This is a genomic window from Pseudoalteromonas distincta, assembly GCF_000814675.1.
Taxonomy (GTDB): Bacteria; Pseudomonadota; Gammaproteobacteria; order Enterobacterales; family Alteromonadaceae; genus Pseudoalteromonas; species Pseudoalteromonas distincta.
Genome location: NZ_JWIG01000001.1, coordinates 274112 through 295306 on the forward strand (window position 1 = coordinate 274112; position 21195 = coordinate 295306).

Consider the following 21195-nt stretch of genomic DNA (forward strand, 5'->3'; position numbering starts at 1 on the left):
TTTTTTATGCTAACCAAAACGATTACTTGCAAAAATAGTATTCCTTTACTAAATACTTAAGGGAGTATTTTCGGTCTTAACAGGATCTAAGAGGAAGAAATGATTACAAAAAACACTTTTAAGAAACATCAAGGGACTATGTTAATCGGACTAACGATTACAGCCGCAACTCTACTAAACTATGTGCATGCGAATGAACAATCAGCAATGCCACTTACCTATGTCTCAAGTAAGGCAATTGAAAACAATCCTGAAGTACAAGAAGCATGGCATGCTTTTAAATCTTCGATTTATGGGGTCGATGCTGCCCGCTCTGGTTATTTACCAAGTGTTGATGTATCGGCAAGCGCGGGGTATGAAAGAAGAAATTACGGTGTTGAAGAAGAATATAACCGTAATACAGCCGAGTTAAGTGTTACTCAAATGCTTTACGACGGTTTTAGGACCTCTAATACTGTTGATCGCTTTAAACGCATTCAACTCATTAGGTACTTTGAGCTTATTTCTCAAACAGAACAAACAGCACTTGAAGCCTCAATAGCCTTGCTTGACGTACAAAAATTCAAAGAGTTAGTACAACTTGCAGAAGCAAATTTACAAGAGCACGAGTCTGTATACCAACAAATAGAACAAAGTGTAGGAGCTGGTGTAGCGCGCGCTGCCGATCTAGAACAAATTAGTGGGCGCTTATCTTTAGCACAATCTAACGTATTAACGGAGTACTCAAATTTACATGATGTAAGCGCTCGCTACTTAAGGGTTGTAGGAGAGCTTCCTATGAACGACATAAAGCAAGCTGACCTTGATGAAAAAAATATACCAATTTCAGTTAATCAAGCGCTAGACGTCGCTTACAAAAATAGCCCTTCGTTTTACGCCTCTTTGTATAATATTGAAGCACAAAAAGCGAACGCAAAAGCACAAAAAGCAGCGTTTCATCCTAACGTAGATTTATCTGCCCGCTACGGTAGCCAAGATAGAGATGAACTTGGTCAAAATGAAACCAGAACAGAAGCGCGAGTCGGCATCGATATTAGCTATAATTTATATAATGGTGGTCTTGATAATGCCAATTTAGAACAAGCCTATCAGGATATAAACATTGCAAAATATCAACGCGATCAGTCTTGTATTGATATTCGCCAGAGCCTGCAAATTGCTTATTACAACGTTACTATATTAGAGCAAAAGTTACCGGCGCTTGATCAACACCGCGAATCATCAACTAAAGTTAAAATTGCATATAAGGATCAATTCGATATAGGCCAACGAACTCTACTAGACGTACTTGATGCCGAAAACGAATCATTTCAATCAACACGTTCATACATAGTGGCGCTTTATGACCGTCAATCAGCTATTTTAACTATGCTAAAAGAAATGGGGAAATTACTGCCAGCACTTAACGTGATGTCAGATAAATACCCTACATTAAAAGAGCTAACTGACGACCCTATTGTTCATAACGCACAAAATATCTGTCCGAGTTACGATGTAGCAACCACCTTTAGCCGCAAGGCATTTCTTCAAAAAAAAGCTAAGCAAGATAATGCATACATGAGTGTAACGGCTATGCCAAGGTACTTAGATATACCACTGGAAACCGACACGACAGCAAGCAGCTTTACCGATGATGATGGTGACGGTGTACCAAATGAGCAAGACACTTGCCCAAGCACACCTTTGAGTACAAATGTAGATTTATCTGGTTGCACAATTTATAGCGCATCAACCTCAAATATAGAAATTGGTATTCCTTTTTCTGCTGATTCAAGCGATGTAAGGTCTCAATATATTCAAGAAATTAGTCGGCTTGCAGATTTTTTAAAAGAGAACCCAACTAAACAGGTTGAAATACAAGGTCATGCCTCTTTAGATGGAGACCGTATATACAACCGTAAACTATCAGAAAAACGTGCGTTTGCCGTAGCTGAAATTCTGATTAAGCAATTCGATGTAGAACCTAAACGTGTTAAATCGTTTGGGTATGGCATCGATCAACCACGTGTAAACGAAATATCAGTAAGAGCAAATGCTGCGAATCGACGTATCGAAGCTGTAATTACTGATATCTAAGTCAATTAACGTTATGTAAATAACCTAGACTCGACTTGAAATATTTAAGTCGAGTTTAGGTTTACTAGTAACAATCGTATGCAGTTCTACATAACATTGGATGGTGTATGGAATTAAACGATGTACTTGATCATGGTGGCATCCTCGTTGACTGCCTAGCAGTTTTATGTCGTCATCATGGTAAAGAGTTTTCAAGAGAAGCACTATTAAATGGACTTCCTCTAACTGATGGAAATCTTACTCCATCAGGTTTTTCGCGCGCAGCAAAGCGCATTGGCTTTAAATCAAAAGTAGTTAATAAGCCACTACAAAAAATTAATACAGCACTGCTACCTGCCATCTTAATTTTAAAAGATAACCAAGCCTGTGTTATTAATTCTATTGATTACGATAAACAGTTGGTGAGTGTAATTTACCCAGAACTTACAGAATCAGTTATCGAACAAAGCATTGATGAGTTAGCTGCTAACAGTGTAGGTTTAGTTATTTATGCTCAACCAGAGTTTGCATTTGATGAGCGAACACCTGTACTTGAAAAACTATCGAAAGACGGATGGTTTTGGGGAGTAATTAAAGAATGCCGCTCACTTTATAAAGACGTAATTATTTCGGCTGTTGCTTTGGGCTTTTTGTCGGTTGCTATGCCTTTATTTGTAATGAACGTATATGACCGCGTAGTGCCCAACCACGCAACAGAAACCTTATGGGTACTTGCCATTGGCATTTTAATAGCACTCACTGCTGACTTTGTTTTGCGCTTAGTAAGAGGCTACTTTGTAGAGCTTGCTGCCAGTAGGATAGATGTCAAAGTATCGGCTGTAATAATGGAGCGGGTATTAGGTATGAAACTAAAAAACCGCCCATCATCCGCAGGCTCCTTTGCTAGCAACATTCAATCATTTGAAGCTGTACGTAACTTTTTTAGCTCCATAACACTTGTCGCATTAGTCGACTTACCATTCGTAGTTTTGTATTTAATTGTTATTGCCATTATTGGCGTACCTCTAAGTTTACCTATTATCGCGGGCGCACTTATATTATTAGCTTACGCTATAGCCGCACACCGCAAACTTGAGGCTCTTTCAGAACAAACAATGAAAGCAAGCTCAATGCGAAATGCAGTATTAGTCGAAAGCTTAACCAATATTGAAGATGTAAAGAGCTTTCACTCAGAGTGTAAAACACAGTCTATATGGGAAAAGTCGACCATTTACATTGCACAAGTAAACGCACATAGTCGACTCGTTTCTAGCTCTATATCAAATACAGCATCATGGATACAGCAATGCGTAGGCGTAATAATAATGATAATAGGCGTGCACCTCGTTATTGAAGGTGAGCTAACTCAAGGCGGGTTAATTGCAGCCTACCTATTATCGTCTCGTGCTATGGGCCCAATCGGGCAGTCGGCCGCTGTTTTAGCACAATATCATCATGCCGCAATAGCAATGCAATCACTGAACGAGATTATGGAAAAAGAGGTCGAGCGTCCATCTGGTAAGCATTGGTTAAGCCACCCTATTTTGAAAGGTGATATAGAATTTAAAGATGTATGTTTTAAATACTCTGACGAATCTCATAATGCGCTCAACGGCGTTAGTTTTAAAATTAAAGCCGGTGAAAAAGTCGCCATTTTAGGACGTAATGGCTCAGGTAAAAGTACATTAGAAAAGCTTATTTTAGGACTATACGCCCCCTGTTCAGGATCAATTTTGATGGACAATAATGATATACATCAAATTGACCCAGCTGAGCTTCGTCATAATATTGGCTACCTACCACAAACCGTTGCTCTGTTTTATGGAACCTTGAAAGACAACCTCACCATGAGTGCTTGGCATGCCAAAGACGAGCAAATTATTGAAGCCTGTGAGCGAAGCCAATTATTTGATTTAATTAATTCGCACCCAGACGGATTTGATTTACAAGTAGGCGAGCAAGGTCGTCAATTATCAGGTGGCCAGCGCCAAGCTGTAGGTATGGCAAGAGCCATAATTAACGACCCTCCAATATTATTACTAGATGAGCCAACCTCATCGCTAGATCATAATAGTGAAAGTAAACTTATTAACAATTTAAAGGGTTATTCTAAAGATAAAACCTTAATCGTGGTGACTCACCGCTCATCATTACTTGAGCTTGTTGACCGAATTATAGTTTTAGATAACGGAAAAGTAGTTGCTGATGGACCAAAACAAAAAGTAATTGCAGCGTTAAATAATAAGACAGTGGAGCAAGCCTCATGAGTGACAATAAAAAACCACTTGAACAGCGCTCCTTTGAATCTGTTAGCAGAGCAATAGAAGCAAGAAAACAAGGCAAGCCATCAGTATTTAATAAACTATTTAAAGGATGGATTTCTCCGCCTAACAGCCAAGACTGGGTAGTCGATGCGCAGTGGGAAAAAATGCAACAGGAGCCAGCAAGCGCTAGGTTATTGCTCTATTTAATTTGTTTAACGTTTATATGCCTTATTGTGTGGTCTGGTTTTGCTAATTTAGATGAAGTTGCCCGTGGTGAGGGGCGAGTTATTCCCTCCAATAAATTACAACTTATTCAATCTTATGATGGTGGTATGGTCGAAAAAATAAATGTAAAAGAGGGGCAAATAGTAAATGAGGGGGATGTACTCATTAAAATAGACCCTACCCGCTTTATTTCTAGCTTTAGAGAAAACCAATCCAAAGTTGAGTCGTTAAGCGCAAAAGTAGCGAGACTCAGAGCACTCACTCAAAAAAAGGAGCTCGTATTTAGCGAGTCTGTTATTAAAAATGCACCTAGAGTTGTGCAACATGAGCGCTCTCTTTATTTGAGCAACAGCCAAGAATTAGAGCAACAAGTAAGTATTCACAAACGCCAATTAGAGCAGCGACACCAGGATTACATTGAAGCCAAAGCGGCACTTCAGCAGCATACGAGCGCGCTGCGCTTAACAAACAGAGAGCTCTCTGTTACTCGCCCACTGTTACGCACGGGTGCTATTTCAGATATAGATATTATTCGTTTAGAGCGCCAAATAGTTGATCTAAACGGCGAGATAAACAGAACCAAGGCAGTTATAAATAGGAGCCTTTCGGCCATTAACGAAGCTAAAAATAAAGTAACCGAAGTTGAACTCGTTATGATTAACCGTTGGAACAATGAACTATCCGAAGCGCTACTTAGACTAGATTCAATTAAAGAAACTGAATCTGGCTTGGCCGATAAAGTAACTCAAACTGAAATACGTTCTCCTGTTAAAGGCACTGTACAGCGATTATTAGTTAATACTGTTGGCGGTATTTTACAGCCCGGTAGTGATGTTATGGAAATTGTCCCGCTTGACGATCAACTTGTAGTAGAGGCAAAAATTCCGCCTAAAGACATTGCATTTTTACGCCCTGGGCAATCTGCGATGATAAAATTTAGTGCCTACGACTTTGCCGTATATGGAGGCCTTGAAGCAGAGGTTTTACATATTAGCGCCGATACCATTACAGATGACCGTGAGAATACCTTTTATTTGGTGCAACTAAAAACCACCAAAAATAACTTTTCAAAAGAGCTGACTATTATTCCAGGAATGACCACTCAAGTGGATATTATTACCGGTAAAAAAACCGTACTTGAGTATCTTTTAAAACCAGTTCTTAGAGCTACATCGCAAGCAATGACAGAGCGTTAAGCATTTAATAAATGGAGAAATAATGCGCCAAAGTATTTTTATTACACAGCCTGAATTTGAATCGAAGCACTGGCGTGCAGCGTTTCCTGGTTGTTTAATATGCACAAAAGAACCAAACAGAGTAACGGCATCAAGTATTATTTGGGTTTTAGCCGGTACACCGAACTGGCTTGAGCTCGTTAAAAAGTATTCGCAACAACGTTTACTCGTTATTGTTATGACCAACGAACTAGAAATAAATCAACTTAGGAGTGCGCTTGAAGCAGGAGCTAGAGGATACGTAGAAGCACTCGCCACTAAAGTAATTATTGAACAAGTACTTGAGACAATTTGTTCTGGCGGAATATGGTTACCAGGACAATTACTATCTAATTTAGTGGGAGCTTTATCAAATACACCGTTTAAATATGCGAGTACATGCGAGCTTGAGTTACTCACAAAACGAGAACGCCAAGTAGTTGATATTGTTGTAACTGGCGCTACTAATAAACAGGCTGCAGAATCTTTAAATATTACAGAGCGTACGATTAAAGAGCATATGGGTTCTATATTTAATAAGCTAAAAGTACGCGACCGCATCCAATTAATGTTAGTTGTAAAAGGGCATTAACCGCACGGTTAATGCCTACTACTTACTCTTTAATAACCCCATCAAAGCCTAAGTTAATAAGTGTATCGAGGTCATCTTGACTGGTAACACCTTGTGCGACCACTTTAATGCCAATAGAATGCGCTAACGTACATACTCCTCGCAGGAATGTTTGGTTATCTTGGCTGTAACTAATATTGTGTCCGTAAACGCTATCAACCTTAATCATTTCAAGACCAAATTCCTGAATTTTATTAATTTTAGTAAATTCAGGGCCCACACGTTTTAATGCTACCTTAGCGCCCATACATCGAGCCTGCTCACAAAAATCTTTAAATATCTCAATTTCGCTAACGGCAATACTTTCACGAATATCAAAACAAATTTTAGAGGCTAAATCAGGAAACGCCGAAAGGTACGTAAGAATCGAAGCAAGTGCAGCATCATCAAGTAACGTTTGAGCAGATAATTCAACCGAAATCAGTTCACTTGGTGGCTCAATACTATAATGAGCCACCAACGCCTTAATTAAACCCCAATCTAAACGCGCTAATAACTTTAATCGGTTAGCCCACTGGTAGTAGTAACTAGCACGGTATACTTGCCCACCAAGCTTTAGGCTCAACCCTAATTGATTTTGCATTACCTGCCCCGTAAAGCTCGTTACTGGGTAAGTATTTATTTCTAAATTATTATTGTTGAGTGCCTCTTCTATGGCATTTTGCCAACTAGTTGCATTATCAAACAGCTCACTTTCTTGCTTGATTTGAGCTACTTTTGCTTGTACATCAGATCGTTTACCCGATGATTTTAAAAGTTCATCCGCACGCTTTAATACATCAAATCGCGTATCGTCTTTTTGAATATAAGTACAGCTGTGAGGTATCGCTAGCTTAACGTTTTTATACTCTTCAACAAACGATTGATGCATCAATAAAATACGTTCACTGATTGCTTGAATATCATCAATATCACTAAATAAAACGGTAAAATCGCTGTGAGAAATACGTGCAATGTAATTTTCAGAAAAGTGTTCTTGGTTGCTCTCTAAGAAGCTAACCAACATCTGTGAAAATCGACGTAGAAAGTTAACCATTTCTACTCGTCCCACTTCCTCACTTACGCGATCGAGGTTAACAACTCTAAATAAAAATAAGGCACCATGGGCATGATCTTTCGATTTTTGTAAGTGAGCCTCAAGCGTTGCACCAAAGTATTCTCTATTTGCTAAACCAGTTAGCTCATCGTGTTGCGATTTAAATCTAAGCTCTTCTAAACGTTTATTATCTTCTTTAATAATACGGCTAAAACGGGTAGATAATTGGTTCATAGACTGCACTAAACGTGCAAACTCAAATGTGCGCGGAACGCTCGATTTAATAAAACGTTTTTCACCAAATGCATTAGCCTGATACACAACATCATCTAGTGGTTTTAATATCCTACTTAAAAAGTAAGCACTAACTATACAAGCAAAAAAAGCGACAATTAAAAAACTAAAAAATAGTTTAAGCGCACTTTCCCATAAGGCTTGCTCAGCATATTGACTATGGCTTTCTATAAACAAAGTACCAAACTGCTGCCAACCATTATTTACTTGCCCAACCCCTGGCTGTACATTTAATCCATACATTGCTCTAAACCACTGCGGAGCCGTCGCTTTAAGTTCATCGGTAAACGTGCGTTTAACAATCACCTCACCATTAGGGTTTTGTAGTTCTATTCGCTTATAGTGACCGGTATCAAATGTGGCCGATACTAATAACTCAAGCTCAACGGGGTCTTTGTCTAATTGGCTGATCATTAACGCGAGTGAACTGGCGTTATCTACATTTTTTAAGTACAGCTGGGTCGAAAAATAACTTTTAGCCGAATTAGTGCTAATTAAAACACTACTTATAAAGCCTACAAAAATAACAATTAATAATGCAATCCACAGCTCTTGCCTGAGTGTTATTTTTCGTTTTTTAAGATACTTAGATAAGGAAAATGATGCCATTACCACATAACTCCTTCTTTGGTTGTCTGCTCCAAAATTTTACGCCAGCGTGAAAGTCTTGCTGTTGGGCTGGCTACACTTTTGGTTGAATTATTAGCCCATAAACCTTGGCTGTTAAAGCTAAAAACAGGGCTTAAATCTACACGTTTTGCAGCAGGTAAAACCTTTGTTATTAAACTGTCTAAAATAAGTGGCTGAGCGTTTGGTGTAGCAAAATAACCTAACACCATATGTGCTTGCGTTTTGTTAGTGCCCGCAATTTTTGCTTTTACATAAATAAGGCGTAACTTGTCGTCACTCACCCCTAGGGCTCTCAAGCTTATATACTTTGCTATTGCGTAATCTTCACAATCACCTAGGCCTCTGCCTAACGTTTCTAAAGGGGTTGCCCAATAATCATTTTGTTTCCAAAGCAAAATATCAGTTTGATAGCGTAAATTACGCGCAAAAAAATCATTAACAATAAGAATTTGTTGTTGCTCTGGTTTGTTTTGAGTTTGTACCAACATACTTTGCCAGTTACGTGCAACAGCCGCTCGCGCAGGTCCATATTTTTGACCCATCAGCTCAATAAAGGTATTAAATTGAATAGTTAGTCGGCTTGCAAGCACACCACTAGAGAGTACAAAAAACAGTAATAGGTAGCGCAAATTGGCTTTGCACCATATAAATAATTTAGGATTTAAATAAGTTGGCTTAAACGCCATTTACAGAGCCACTGTTAATATAAGTGGCAATAAAATACATCTGTTGAGCACTACGCAATCTGCTTAAAAATTAATCCTAACAACAGCATAGCACTCAATATAAGAGGATGAGATATTTTGAATAACTTTTTTAATTAACTGGGCTATTTAGTAATAAGTTACTTTTTTAACTTCGCGTGGTTTTACTTCACCTATGTATAAATCGTGCACACGCTTCATATTAAGCTCAAGCTCGGTCACGTAAGTGTCATCTACTGCGTAAGTTTTAATTATTTGTGCACCTTTAATAAGCCCCTGCACTTTACTTTCTAGGTAATCGTCTTGAGCAATTGAACCTTCTACCGTTGTTCCTGCGGTAATTTTTTGCCCATATACTTGCTCAGTAAGCTCGCGGTAAGCCTCAAGCTTAGAAGCCTTAATTGCCATAAGTTGCTTTTGCGACGCGTTAGCGCCTTTTTGCAAGCTAATAGGTGCATACCCTATCGCTTTTAAAACGGGGTAATTATTTGGCTCTACATATTTATATTCAACATGCTTATCAAAAACGCTGCTACAACCACCTAAGGTTAAACACCCAAGTGTAATAAGTAATGAAATTGCTCGCATAGCATTTAGCCCTTGTATAGTAATTAGCAGTACATATGCACGTTTAATGCCATTTATAGCATTACTAATAATTACCAAATAACATTGGTACAGTCCTTGCTCTACCTAGTTAATAGCTAACGTTTAATTGGAGTAAAAGTATGAAGTCGTTTTTATCATTGGCATTTGCAGGATTAAGTGTAACGGCATTATTAACTTTCTCCCCTTTTACTAAAGCGCAGTGGTATGAATCAACAGGCCATGCGAACGTTCAAAATGGTGATACGAGCGCAGCTAAATCTGCCGCTATAAAAGATGCGATTGCACAAGCGTTAGTGTTCTCTGGCGCACGGGTTAGCTCGGTGCAAACCTTGGTAGATGGCGTGTTAATGCAAGATCAGCTAAAAATTAGCAGCCACGGCGAAATTCAAAAAATTGAACTGATCAGCGAAAATAAATACGACAATAAATTTGCCGTTACATTACGACTCGATATTTTTTCTCAAACAGAGCAATGTCCACAAAATAGTTTTAATAAGTTTGTGGCCGTTACACAAAGCCAACTTGTTCATCGTGAACACGCCAAAATGGGTCAAATATTTGACGTAAGCAAAGCGATTAGCAAAAATATTTTTACCTCTCTACAAAAATCAAAAATGAGCGCAGTGCCTGTTGCTTACTATAATAATGCAATAAGCGTTGATAAATACTTTTCGCAGCAGCACGACTATTCAAACGCTCAATTAGAAGAAATATCTTCGCGCAGTAACGCTCAATATGTTCTGCTTAGCCAAATAACCAGCCTTTCAACGAGCGACAAACTCAATAACGATTATGCATTTTGGCAAGACGAGGCGTATGAGCGCAGTTACAACATTGAGTTTGCACTGTTTGATGGCACTACCTATGAGCAACTTTGGCAAAATAGTTACCATACTCAAGCAATTTGGCCATTTGAAAAAACAACCATAGTTGATGTTAATAGTGATAGGTTTTGGCAATCACCTTATGGGCAAAGCATAACCGATATCAACCAAGCAGTAAGTTATGACATTCAAGCAGCCATGGCGTGTTTACCTACTCAAGGTAAAATAATGCATATGGAAAATAGCAAAATCGTTATTAACTTGGGTAAAGCTCATGGGTTAAAAAAAGGCCAAATGCTAAGCATTGCGCACCATAACTATTTAACCGACGCGGCAGGTAATGTTATGCCGCACACCATCACCACGCTTAATAAAATTCGCGTAGAGCAGCTTTATCAGCAAACCGCAGTAGCAGTCAGTATTGATGACAAGCCACTACCTGGCGTGCAAATTAACGATGTTGTAGAAATAATCAGCCAAGATCTTTAGAGTTTTTTACTCAATTTAGCTTTTAAATTAGGGTGAGCCGATAACCACTCGCCCAATTGTTCTACACCAGATAAATGCGGATAATGCTTTCTGCATGCAAACACCACATTACGCTGCTGATTAGGGAATATAGGCAAGTAATCAATCCCTACACGGTCGGTACATGCCAACTTTGGTACAAATGTAATACCGTCATCCATAGCCACTAACGCTAATAATGTTTCTAAACTATTACCTTTATACTGGTTAGATACATCGACCCCCGCAGAAAAACAAAACTTTTGGGCTTGATCTTTAAAGCAATGACCATCACTTAACATTAATAGGCTGCATCCTTGAAGATCGCTCAGCGCTACTTTTTTATGCTTAGACAGCGCGTTATCGTGTGATACCGCCACTAAAAAATCTTCTTTGTATAAAGCAACCGTATGGTAATTAATAAGCTCTGGCACATCGGCTAAAATAGCAAAGTCGAGTTCACCCTTGTTTAAAGCTTCTAAAATTGTTGCTGTTTGCATCTCAATAAACGAAAACTGGCTATCAATAAATGCCGCTTTCATCGATGTTAGTAACGCAGGCAACAAGTAAGGGGCAATGGTAGGAATAATACCAATAGTTAATTTACCTTGTAGAGGCTCGTTAGAAGTAGCAGCAAGTTCTTTGAGTATTTGCGTTTGCTCTAAAATAATCTCTATTTGCGTCAACAAACGTTCACCTTTTGCTGTTAAGGTAACTTGCTTGGTTGAGCGATCAAACAAAGTAACGCCAAGCTCATTTTCGAGTTTTTTTACTTGACCACTTAATGTAGGCTGGCTTACAAAACATGCATCGGCAGCTTTGCGAAAATGTTTATATTGCGCTATTGCTTTTACATATTCAAAATCTTTTAAGTTCATATTCAGCTCTACGTGATAGTTTATAACTATCAGTTTAATACAAACAAACGATTGGAACTATATTTAATTATTCACCATAATGGCTATCAACAAATCAAGAGGAACAAAAATTATGTTAAACAATATCGAAGGTCAAACAATCCCAAGTGTTACATTTGCAACTCGTCAAAATAACGATTGGAAATCAGTAACAACAGATGACATTTTTAAAGGTAAAACTGTTGTAGTGTTTTCACTACCAGGTGCATTCACACCAACATGTTCATCAACTCACTTACCACGTTACAACGAATTAGCAGGCGTACTTAAGCAAAACGGCGTTGACGAAATTGTATGTTTATCAGTAAACGATACCTTTGTGATGAACGCATGGGCTGAGCATCAAGAAGCGCAAAACATTACTTTATTACCAGACGGCAACGGCGAATTTACTGACGGCATGGGCATGTTAGTAGACAAGAACGACCTAGGCTTTGGTAAGCGCAGCTGGAGATACTCTATGCTTGTTAAAGATGGCGTGATTGACAAAATGTTCATCGAACCAGATTTACCAGGTGACCCGTTTGAAGTATCAGACGCAGACACAATGCTTGATTACATCAACCCTAAGCAAGCTAAACCAGAACCAGTAAGCATCTTTACTAAACCTGGCTGTCCTTTCTGTAAAAAAGCAAAAGAGCTTCTTGCAGAAAAAGGCTTCGCATATGAAGAGATTGTTATGGGTGCAGGCGCATCACTAACAAGCCTAAAAGCTGTATCTGGTCGTGACACTGTTCCACAAATATTCATTGGTGGTAAACACATCGGTGGTTCAGACGACTTAGAAAAATACTTTGCTTAATTAATAAGTAAATTAAATACCTAACGTTAGTAGGTAAAAAATAGGGGCTTTTATGCCCCTATTTATTAGAGGAAAAAATACTATGAAAGAATTGCAAACCGATGTTGTTGTTATAGGCGCAGGCACTGCTGGTTTAAGTGCTTACCGTAATGCTAAACAGTTCACACAAAATGTATTAATGATCGAATCAGGCCCATACGGCACCACATGTGCACGTGTTGGTTGTATGCCAAGTAAGTTATTGATTGCAGCCGCTGAAGCTGCACACGCAATTGAAATGGCACCTGCATTTGGTGTTCATAGCTCAAAGCCTATCATTGATGGCAAAGCAGTTATGGCACGCGTTAAAAGTGAACGAGATCGTTTTGCAGGATTCGTAGTAGAAGCCGTAGATGAATTACCAGATGGTGATAAAATTCGTGGTTACGCTAAATTTTTAGACACAAACCGCATACAAATAGACGACCACACAATTATTACAGCAAAACGCTTTGTAATTGCCACCGGTTCACGCCCTTCGTACCCTGGCGTATTTAATAACTTTGGCGACAAACTTATTATAAACGACGACGTATTTGATTGGGATGACCTACCAGAATCAGTCGCTGTATTTGGCCCTGGTGTAATAGGTCTTGAAATTGGCCAAGCACTTAGCCGACTAGGCGTAAATGTAAAACTATTTGGTGTAGGCGGCGCAATTGGCCCACTTACAGACCCAGTAGTAAAAGACTATGCAAATACTGTTTTTGCTGAAGAATTTTTTGTAGATACCGACTCAAACGTATCTGACATGATGCAAGTTGGCGACAAAGCACAGCTAACTTACACCGACAAACAAGGTGAAAAACACACCGAACAGTTTGACTACGTACTTGCAGCCACAGGCCGAGTACCTAACGTAGATAAACTAGGCCTTGAAAACACCGGCATTGAACTTGATGAACGCGGCGTACCGCACGCAGACACGCACACAATGCAGTGTGGTGAATCGAACATATTTATAGCAGGCGATGCAAGTAACATGCTCCCACTGCTACACGAAGCATCAGACCAAGGTGCTATTGCAGGTCAAAATGCAGGGCGCTTCCCAGATGTACGTATAGGTCTGCGCAGAGCTAAAATTGCAGCTGTATTTAGCGACCCACAAATAGCAATGGTAGGCGAAAGCTACAAGCAAATTACCGACCGTTTAGGCCCATGTGGTTGTTTTGAAGTCGGCGAAGTCAGCTTTGAAAACCAAGGTCGTAGCCGAGTAATGCTTAAAAACAAAGGTCATATGCGTGTATATGCGGAGCAAGGCACAGGCTTATTTTTAGGTGCAGAATTTATTGGCCCACAAGCCGAACACATCGCTCACTTACTAGCATGGGCTGTACAAAACAAAATGACCGTACCAGAAATGCTTGATATGCCATTTTACCACCCAGTAATTGAAGAAGGGTTACGTACCGCCCTTCGCGACTTAAATGCCAAACTTAAATTTGGCCCAGACATTGTAAATTCATGTATGGAATGTGGTCCAGGCGCATAACCTATTTACTACACATACAAACTTGCTAAGTAAAAGCCAAAGCCAACGTTTTGGCTTTTTTTTATAATTTTTTTAAGCTGACCTCTCAAAAAAAAATTTAGCTGTTACACTTAATTGATAATTCAATTAAAAAGATGGAATAGCTATGCCCAATAATAAATTTAGACTAGTCACTCGCAGCGATTTTGATGGCTTAGTTTGTGCCGTATTGCTTAAAGACTTAGACCTAATTGACGATATTTTATTTGTTCATCCAAAAGACATGCAAGATGGCAAAATAGACATTACCGAAAACGACATCACGACCAATCTCCCCTACGTTGCAGGTTGTCACATCGCATTCGATCATCACCTTAGCGAAACCGTTCGTAACTCAAGCGACATAAAAAATCATATTATTGATCCAGAAGCCCCATCAGCAGCTCGCGTAGTTTATGACTATTATGGCGGCGCTGAAAAACTTCCAAATATTTCTGTTGAAATGATGGACGCGGTAGATAAAGGCGATGCTGCTCAGTTTTCAAAAGACGAAATATTAAACCCAACCGATTGGGTCTTAATGAACTTTATTATGGATGCGCGAACTGGCCTTGGTCGTTTTCGCGAGTTTAAAATTTCAAATTACCAATTAATGATGAAACTGATTGATGCGTGTAAAGATCAGAGCATCGAAGAAATCCTACAAATGGAAGACGTAGCCGAGCGTGTTGCTTTATATAACGAGCATAACGAAAAAGCTAAAGAGCAAATTTCTCAATGCGCTACCGTCCATAAAAACTTAGTGGTCCTTGATTTAACTCAAGAAGAAACAATTTACGCCACAAACCGATTTGTTATTTATGCAATGTACCCCGACTGCAATATTTCGATTCATAAAATGTGGGGCCTTAAAAAACAAAACGTAGTGTATGCCGTTGGCAAATCAATCACTAACCGCAGCTCAAACACGAATGTTGGCGAACTGTGCCTTAAATACGGCGGTGGTGGTCATTTAAATGCAGGTACTTGCCAAGTAGAAACAAGTAAATCTGAAGCCGTACTTAGTGAATTAATCGATAAAATTACTAGTGATGGTTAAGACCTAGCTAACAAAATTATAAAGTGAGTGGATTTATATTTACTCGCTTTTTTATTTATAAGAACTTAACCAGAAAGTTGATTCTTTGCTAACGCCTCAACTGATTAGTTATTAACGCCTTAAGTTTCCAAGAACAGCATTGAACGTTCAGGAAAGATTATGATCATTTTGTATTTTTCACTTAACTTTACAAAGTAGACCTTCCCTAAGCACTCTCCTTCCCAATACTCGCTTATAAACAACATCGGATATAACTTACAACTCCTAGCCATAATGTCTCGAAGTTTATTTATATGCATAGCAGCATATAAATTTTAGCGTATGTGTAGTAACTTTTATTCTTTCTGATAACCTAAACGGAAATTGGTTTACCACTATAATTTGCAGTAAATAACAATGAAGTTAAAACCTTTAATTCTCACCGCTCTTTTAGTAATGACTCTCATTACATTTCATAGCAATGCGCAAGAGAGTCGTTGTACAAATTATGGCTCTGTTATTTCAAGTCTTTATAATTCGATAGAGACTCTAAACGTCAAAAAATTAAAGGCAATAAACAAATATTTAAAAAATCATTGTGTTCATAACAATATTGAAACTCACCTGTTATTCAGTGAGTTAACAATTGCTGATGCTGAAAAAGATAGAAATAATATAGAGCTTATTAGAAACAAGATTATAGCCTTAAATATTTTAGATAAAAGTAATCCTCGCTTTGCATGGCATCTATACGTAATGGCTCAAAGTTGGTTTTGGGATTCAAAGACTGAAAAAGCAATTGCATTACTTAGTGAATACAAATCCTATTTTATAGGTGAGCCAAAAAACTCTATTGAAGTTAGAGCTTTATCTTTAATAGGCGGCTATTTTGATAATGCCGAATCGAGCATAGAAAAAGAAAAAAATACCTATTTTGATAAAGCTGAGATTAAAGCAAATGAAATTGGTGATCCTGAATTAATATTATACGTTAACTTTAGAAAAGGCAGCGAAGCCTATCCCGATATAAATACTGATAGTGCTGTTGAATATAAAAAGAAAAAAGATAAATGGGTTAGCATACTAGATTCAGTGAATTCTTGTGTAACCAAAGCTGAAGTATTACTTTATTGGGGGTACTTGGAGATTGAAGACAAGAACAAAAGCTTATCAACATTAAAAGAGGCTATCCAGATATTATCTGACTTTGGCGTCACTAGAACGGCATTAGACGGCTCCATATTATATATTCAATTATTACAAAATTATGGTGAAGTGTCAGAAGCTGAGTTCATGATTAATAAATTAATTGAAGACCACTATAGCTTAATGGACGACTACCAGATAAAAAAGTTATATGAATGGCTTTTTGAATTGAGTAAGTCACAAAAACGATTCGAAGATGCTATGAAATATAAAGATAACTATTACGAAAACTTACTTAGTGAAGACGATAAGAGCCAAAAAGAATTAGATGAATTACTCGCTGAATATAAAGTTGAAGAGCAAAAAAGTGCAAACAGAATTTTAGAACAGTCGCTTGAAGTAACTAAATTAGAAAAAGAAAATGAAAAGCAAAAAAATTATATTTTAGTTATGTTTATTATCACGTTGTCGATAACTGTACTTTTGCTTTCACTCATTGTTTACCGGAGTCAAAAATCTAAAAATGAACTGAGTAAATTAGCAATGATTGACGTGCTAACTGGTGCGCCAAATAGACGAGCAATTACCCTTCAAGCAACCAAAGAATTAGCAATTGCTCAACGCAAATGTCAAAATTTAACAATACTATTGGCTGACTTAGATAACTTTAAATCTATAAATGATATTTATGGGCATGATATGGGGGATTTTGTGCTAAAGAAATTTGCAGATATTGCTTCAGAAAATATTAGAGCAATGGATAAATTTGGTCGCTGGGGAGGTGAAGAGTGGTTATTTATCCTACCAGCTACTTCGATTGAAGAAGCAAAAAATTTATTTGAGCGTCTTTCAAGTAAATTATCCAAGGTTGAAGTCGATGGTCTTTCAAATATAACATTCTCAATGGGAGCAGTTGAACTTTATAGCAATTCTGATTCAGATTTAAATTCATTAATAAGGAAAGCCGATGATAAGTTATATATAGCTAAAAAATCTGGTAAAAACAGAGTTTGCTTTGCCCCAAAATAGCTAATTAAGAACTTTACCTTATGCGCGGTAAGAAAATATATATCGATGACAAACTGACTTTCAGCTTGGATACACAATTATCCAAAAAGTAGTAATTTGAACGGCAGCTTTTTACTTTTGAGCGAAAGTTTCAAAGATTACTAAAGAACTAAAGTTGGCCAAACTAGTAGCTAGTATCGCTTAGTTTTGGATAAAGATTAAGTCTTTGATTTAATTGGTAGCCCCTGCAACCACCACATTTAAAATTTAAGCGATTGATTTAATACAACTATCGATCGCAATAAAGTGCGCGGTGTAACATACGGTGTAACAAAAAATCATTGTCAGCCTATTTTGCTCTTTTCACAAGTTTAAGTAACCTAGGCTGTTTATTTCCTCTTAGAGATAGCAAAACCAAAGATTAGTAATGTAATTATAGTTATGAAAAGACCAGTAGCCTTAATCGCATAATTATTATCAATTTGGTTATCTCTTAAACTTACCTTAGGCAGCTCCTTATCACTTATTAAATCAATAGTACCTTCAGTCTCATTATATTCTGATTGATAGTAAGGGTTCTCAGTATGGTTATACTCATCCAAATCGTAAGTGCCATCATATACATCGCCCATATACTGGTCGCTTTCATCATTCTGCTTAGTAGATGTATTAGAACTATTCTTAGCAGGCTTACTATTCAAGGCACCTTCCGCCAGTGCCTCATCACCTATTGAATTAACAACACTTTCAACTTCATTATACTCAGATTGGTAGTAAGGATGATCCATATGGTTATTCATGCCTGAATAATGGGTATCATCGTATACATCGCTATTATAGCTATTACTCTCATCTGAATAGGATGTACTTCCTGAATCCCATTCATATTGCCTAGCTCTTGTACCATCAGCACCTGTATGTGGGTTTACATTCCCTCTAGTTGTCCAATTATTGTTAATTGAACTATCTGGTGCTGATCTGTAATGAGGTTTTACATATGTCCCATTTTTTTTATAGTAACCTTTAACTTTTACATCTTTTGCTATAGCAACAAAAGAAAAGGCCAACGAGAAAACTACTAACAACTTAAATAATAATTTTATATTCAACTACATTCTCAGCTTATTTAAATAGTGCTCAGATAAAATCTAATATCTCGCAATCTAACTACAACAAACTCTCACATGATGGACATTTTATATTTAGCGGCTCCATTGGCATTTGTGAATGGTAGGTCCAATAGTCCCCATTTTTAATTAATCTAGTATCGCAGCTATTACAGTGGTTATATGTTGTAAAGTGCTTACATTGGTTACATTCATACCACGCTGATTTTGCTCTGTTATTTATTTTTAGCGTTAGATCGTGTGAGCCACATGCTACACAAAAGTTTAGTGACTCGACATCATCAACCTTGCCATTTAGTGTATTATTCTCAATACCGTACTGTAGGAACATCCCTATCATACGCTGAAATTCATCTAAGTAATTCAGCCTTTCAATAGGGTTAGCACAAATAGCACCGTATTGATGAAAATACTCCTTTCTGTTTTTATCCCAATCAAACAAAGCTAACTCGCCGTAATAACTATTATTCCCCCATGACTGCGGAGATACTTTTTCAGTAATTGCTGATTTAACAGGATGAATAATAAAAACAGTATTTCTGCCTTCTTCACTATAATCTTTATCTTTATATAGCTGCTTTACAACCCCAGAAACCCCTCCTGCTTTTTGAAGCACAGAGTTTGAGTAAAATTTTGCATCCATTACAAAACGCTTTTTATAATCCTCACCATTTTTTTTAATAAAAAATACATCCATCACAAAGTCTGGCGTTTTACCATTTTCTAACATTGGTTCGTAACTAAGTTTAACTGTTCTTTTTAAGTTATCGTTTTTAAATACCAAACTTTGATAATTTTGCTTAGTTTCAATAATATTTATAAGCTCTTTTTTCCAGTCATCCGTTGGTGTATAACCATAGTTTTGAACTAACACTTTTATCAATTGAAGTAAGCACCAACGTTCATAAAGAAGAGGCATATTAATCAAACCTACCTCTTCAATCCTCTCGAGAGACAGTAATAAATCATCATCAGTTAAACTAGTTAACTCGCGTATTTTTTTATAACCAGAATGAATAAATTGATAATCAGGGTTTTGTACGAACGTCATTGAGTTAGGGAAAACGGAGGATGCTTTAACTCCCATACTCTTTAGCTTTTTAATTGCCGCTTTAAACTTGCGTAATTTAGGTTCTAGGCTATTGAATACAATGCCTACATGCTTTTCTTGGATGGCGTAAAAATCTAATCGTTTTTGAATTGATCGCTTTTCACGCTCTTGCTCGGCTCGCTCATTCTTAGTAAGTTTTTTTACCCAGTTATTATGATTAAAATGGACAGCTTTACTTCTTTCAGCCTTAAAACTTTCATGTCTTTGCGTTAACTTATCACCACCCACTATTTTTATTTTACGCATACTTATTAACTCATAAGTATGCCACTGCTTACCATTTGAAAAACCACTTTTATATTTCAGGTTTCCCATAATTTTGTATTCAAAGCCCTGCTCTAGCAGATTTAAAAAAAGTGGTTCACCTTGCTTTAAAAACACATTTTGAGTTGCAACTTCCGTCTCAAACCAATTATCGCTATATTCTTTTTTAATCGCTAAAAAACGAGAATCACCGCCCTTTGTCTTTGAGCCAATTTTTAAAAAACATATAGAAGTATTTTGTTCTCCTAAACCACGTTGATTAAACAATTCGAGCTTCTCTTGTAAATTAGCCGATAAAAACTTTGTATTAAAAGAATCTCTTAACTTTTCTAAGTCTTTTTTTACTAAATCTTTATCTATCAGTTTATCTTCAACAAATGCTTCTAAACGTGATCCTAGTTTTACTATATTTGATTCATAGCGCTTCGTTTTATTTTGAGAAATTGCCACTAATTGCTTTATAATTTTATATAGTCGCTCAAGTACATAAAGAATATAGCGGTTTTCAGGAACATTATAACTTGGCTCTGTGCTCCGGCTTGTAAGAAGCTTGCTACCACCTTTTGTAGCTAGTTCCATAAAAGTACGATTAACTGGTTTTACAGCCTTTCTTGGCTTTAACGTTTGAACTTCTCTTAGCTCAGCCTTGGGGTTTTTTAAAATATTTTGACTATGGGAAAGTAAGTTATTAACCAGTGTAATTGTATCTTGTGTAACGACGCCATCATTAACTGTTTTCCCCTTACCCTTTACATAACTTTGCTCGTCTAAAATCAACTCCCATAAGTCACTTTTAAAGTCAGCCAAGTAAGTATCTAGCTGCTCTAAAGTAAAATCATATGATCCAATATTTACTTGGCAAACTTCATGGGCTAAATAAACTTTTATGCTCCCAGCGGTTCTATGTGCCTTCCCTTGCCAGCGCTTGCTTTTACTAGACCAGCTATCAGCTTCTATCCACCATTCTTTGAGGGTTTCTGTATCAAGTACGCATTTAAGGACGATTTTCTCGCCAGCTCCATTTACAAAATAAGGCTTTATTGTACTCTTTTTTAGAAATCTAAACGCAAGCTGCCCGCATTCGATACCCTCAGTTTTTGGATATATAACCGTGCTACAAATGTACTTATCTACTTCATACTCACAATCTAAAGGCAACAGCGATTCAGTAATACTTAATACTGTGTTCTTGTCATACCAGGTAATATCAATATATTTAGCTTCAAATTCAGCTTTCAT

The 21195-nt window shown here is 37.5% G+C and carries 15 protein-coding genes; 9 read left to right on the forward strand and 6 right to left on the reverse strand.

Translation table 11 applies throughout. The annotated features are described in order from the left end of the window. The first annotated feature begins 99 nt into the window (after positions 1 to 99). The 4 genes from QT16_RS01170 (at position 100) to QT16_RS01185 (ending at position 6350) form a co-directional block, all read left to right on the forward strand. Complete coding sequence (locus QT16_RS01170) at positions 100 to 2076, forward strand: TolC family outer membrane protein (protein WP_039484695.1); 1977 nt, start codon at positions 100 to 102, stop codon at positions 2074 to 2076. Positions 2077 to 2183: 107 nt separating this feature from the next. Beyond that, entirely contained in the window at positions 2184 to 4322 is a 2139-nt protein-coding gene (locus QT16_RS01175; protein WP_052201185.1) for a type I secretion system permease/ATPase, read from the forward strand. Continuing rightward, positions 4319 to 5740 (forward strand): HlyD family type I secretion periplasmic adaptor subunit, encoded by a 1422-nt coding sequence (locus QT16_RS01180; protein ID WP_039484698.1) that lies wholly within the window; start codon positions 4319 to 4321, stop codon positions 5738 to 5740. Before QT16_RS01175 ends, QT16_RS01180 begins: the two co-directional genes overlap by 4 nt. 22 nt (positions 5741 to 5762) lie before the next feature. Beyond that, a complete protein-coding gene (locus tag QT16_RS01185; protein WP_039484701.1) occupies positions 5763 to 6350 on the forward strand; it encodes a response regulator transcription factor in 588 nt (195 codons plus the stop codon). A gap of 22 nt (positions 6351 to 6372) precedes the next feature. On the opposite strand, the gene QT16_RS01190 is transcribed toward QT16_RS01185, so the two are convergent. From QT16_RS01190 to QT16_RS01200, 3 genes are all read right to left on the reverse strand, one after another. Next, positions 6373 to 8328 (reverse strand): bifunctional diguanylate cyclase/phosphodiesterase, encoded by a 1956-nt coding sequence (locus QT16_RS01190; protein ID WP_039484703.1) that lies wholly within the window; start codon positions 8326 to 8328, stop codon positions 6373 to 6375. Then, positions 8328 to 9035: a transglutaminase-like cysteine peptidase gene (locus QT16_RS01195; RefSeq protein ID WP_007583156.1), complete on the reverse strand. Its 708-nt coding sequence runs from the start codon at positions 9033 to 9035 to the stop codon at positions 8328 to 8330. Before QT16_RS01195 ends, QT16_RS01190 begins: the two co-directional genes overlap by 1 nt. 147 nt (positions 9036 to 9182) lie before the next feature. After that, a complete protein-coding gene (locus QT16_RS01200) occupies positions 9183 to 9641 on the reverse strand; it encodes an LPP20 family lipoprotein (RefSeq protein ID WP_008168853.1) in 459 nt (152 codons plus the stop codon). 140 nt (positions 9642 to 9781) lie between these two features. On the opposite strand from QT16_RS01200, the gene QT16_RS01205 reads away from it, so the two are divergent. Next, the gene (locus QT16_RS01205) at positions 9782 to 10975 is read left to right on the forward strand and encodes a flagellar assembly protein FlgT (protein WP_039484705.1); all 1194 of its coding nucleotides are present in this window, start codon (positions 9782 to 9784) and stop codon (positions 10973 to 10975) included. Here QT16_RS01205 and QT16_RS01210 read toward each other — a convergent pair. Next, a complete protein-coding gene (locus QT16_RS01210; protein ID WP_010553232.1) occupies positions 10972 to 11871 on the reverse strand; it encodes a LysR substrate-binding domain-containing protein in 900 nt (299 codons plus the stop codon). The two genes, QT16_RS01205 and QT16_RS01210, sit on opposite strands and share 4 nt — an antisense overlap. Positions 11872 to 11983: 112 nt before the next feature. On the opposite strand from QT16_RS01210, the gene QT16_RS01215 reads away from it, so the two are divergent. The 4 genes from QT16_RS01215 (at position 11984) to QT16_RS01230 (ending at position 17475) form a co-directional block, all read left to right on the forward strand. Then, the gene (locus QT16_RS01215) at positions 11984 to 12712 is read left to right on the forward strand and encodes a glutathione peroxidase (RefSeq protein ID WP_010553231.1); all 729 of its coding nucleotides are present in this window, start codon (positions 11984 to 11986) and stop codon (positions 12710 to 12712) included. 82 nt (positions 12713 to 12794) lie between these two features. Then, complete coding sequence (locus QT16_RS01220) at positions 12795 to 14243, forward strand: dihydrolipoyl dehydrogenase (RefSeq protein WP_039484710.1); 1449 nt, start codon at positions 12795 to 12797, stop codon at positions 14241 to 14243. A gap of 145 nt (positions 14244 to 14388) precedes the next feature. Next, positions 14389 to 15321, forward strand: a complete 933-nt coding sequence (locus tag QT16_RS01225; protein ID WP_024593170.1) for a DHH family phosphoesterase — start codon at positions 14389 to 14391, stop codon at positions 15319 to 15321. Between the two features lie 396 nt (positions 15322 to 15717). Further along, positions 15718 to 17475: a GGDEF domain-containing protein gene (locus QT16_RS01230; RefSeq protein ID WP_039484716.1), complete on the forward strand. Its 1758-nt coding sequence runs from the start codon at positions 15718 to 15720 to the stop codon at positions 17473 to 17475. A gap of 368 nt (positions 17476 to 17843) precedes the next feature. Here QT16_RS01230 and QT16_RS01235 read toward each other — a convergent pair whose 3' ends face one another. Together QT16_RS01235 and QT16_RS01240 are read right to left on the reverse strand one after the other, a co-directional pair. Next, positions 17844 to 18563, reverse strand: coding sequence for a hypothetical protein (locus QT16_RS01235; RefSeq protein WP_039484719.1), 720 nt, complete (start codon positions 18561 to 18563; stop codon positions 17844 to 17846). A 58-nt stretch (positions 18564 to 18621) separates the two neighbouring features. Beyond that, entirely contained in the window at positions 18622 to 21195 is a 2574-nt protein-coding gene (locus QT16_RS01240; RefSeq protein WP_039484722.1) for a nuclease domain-containing protein, read from the reverse strand.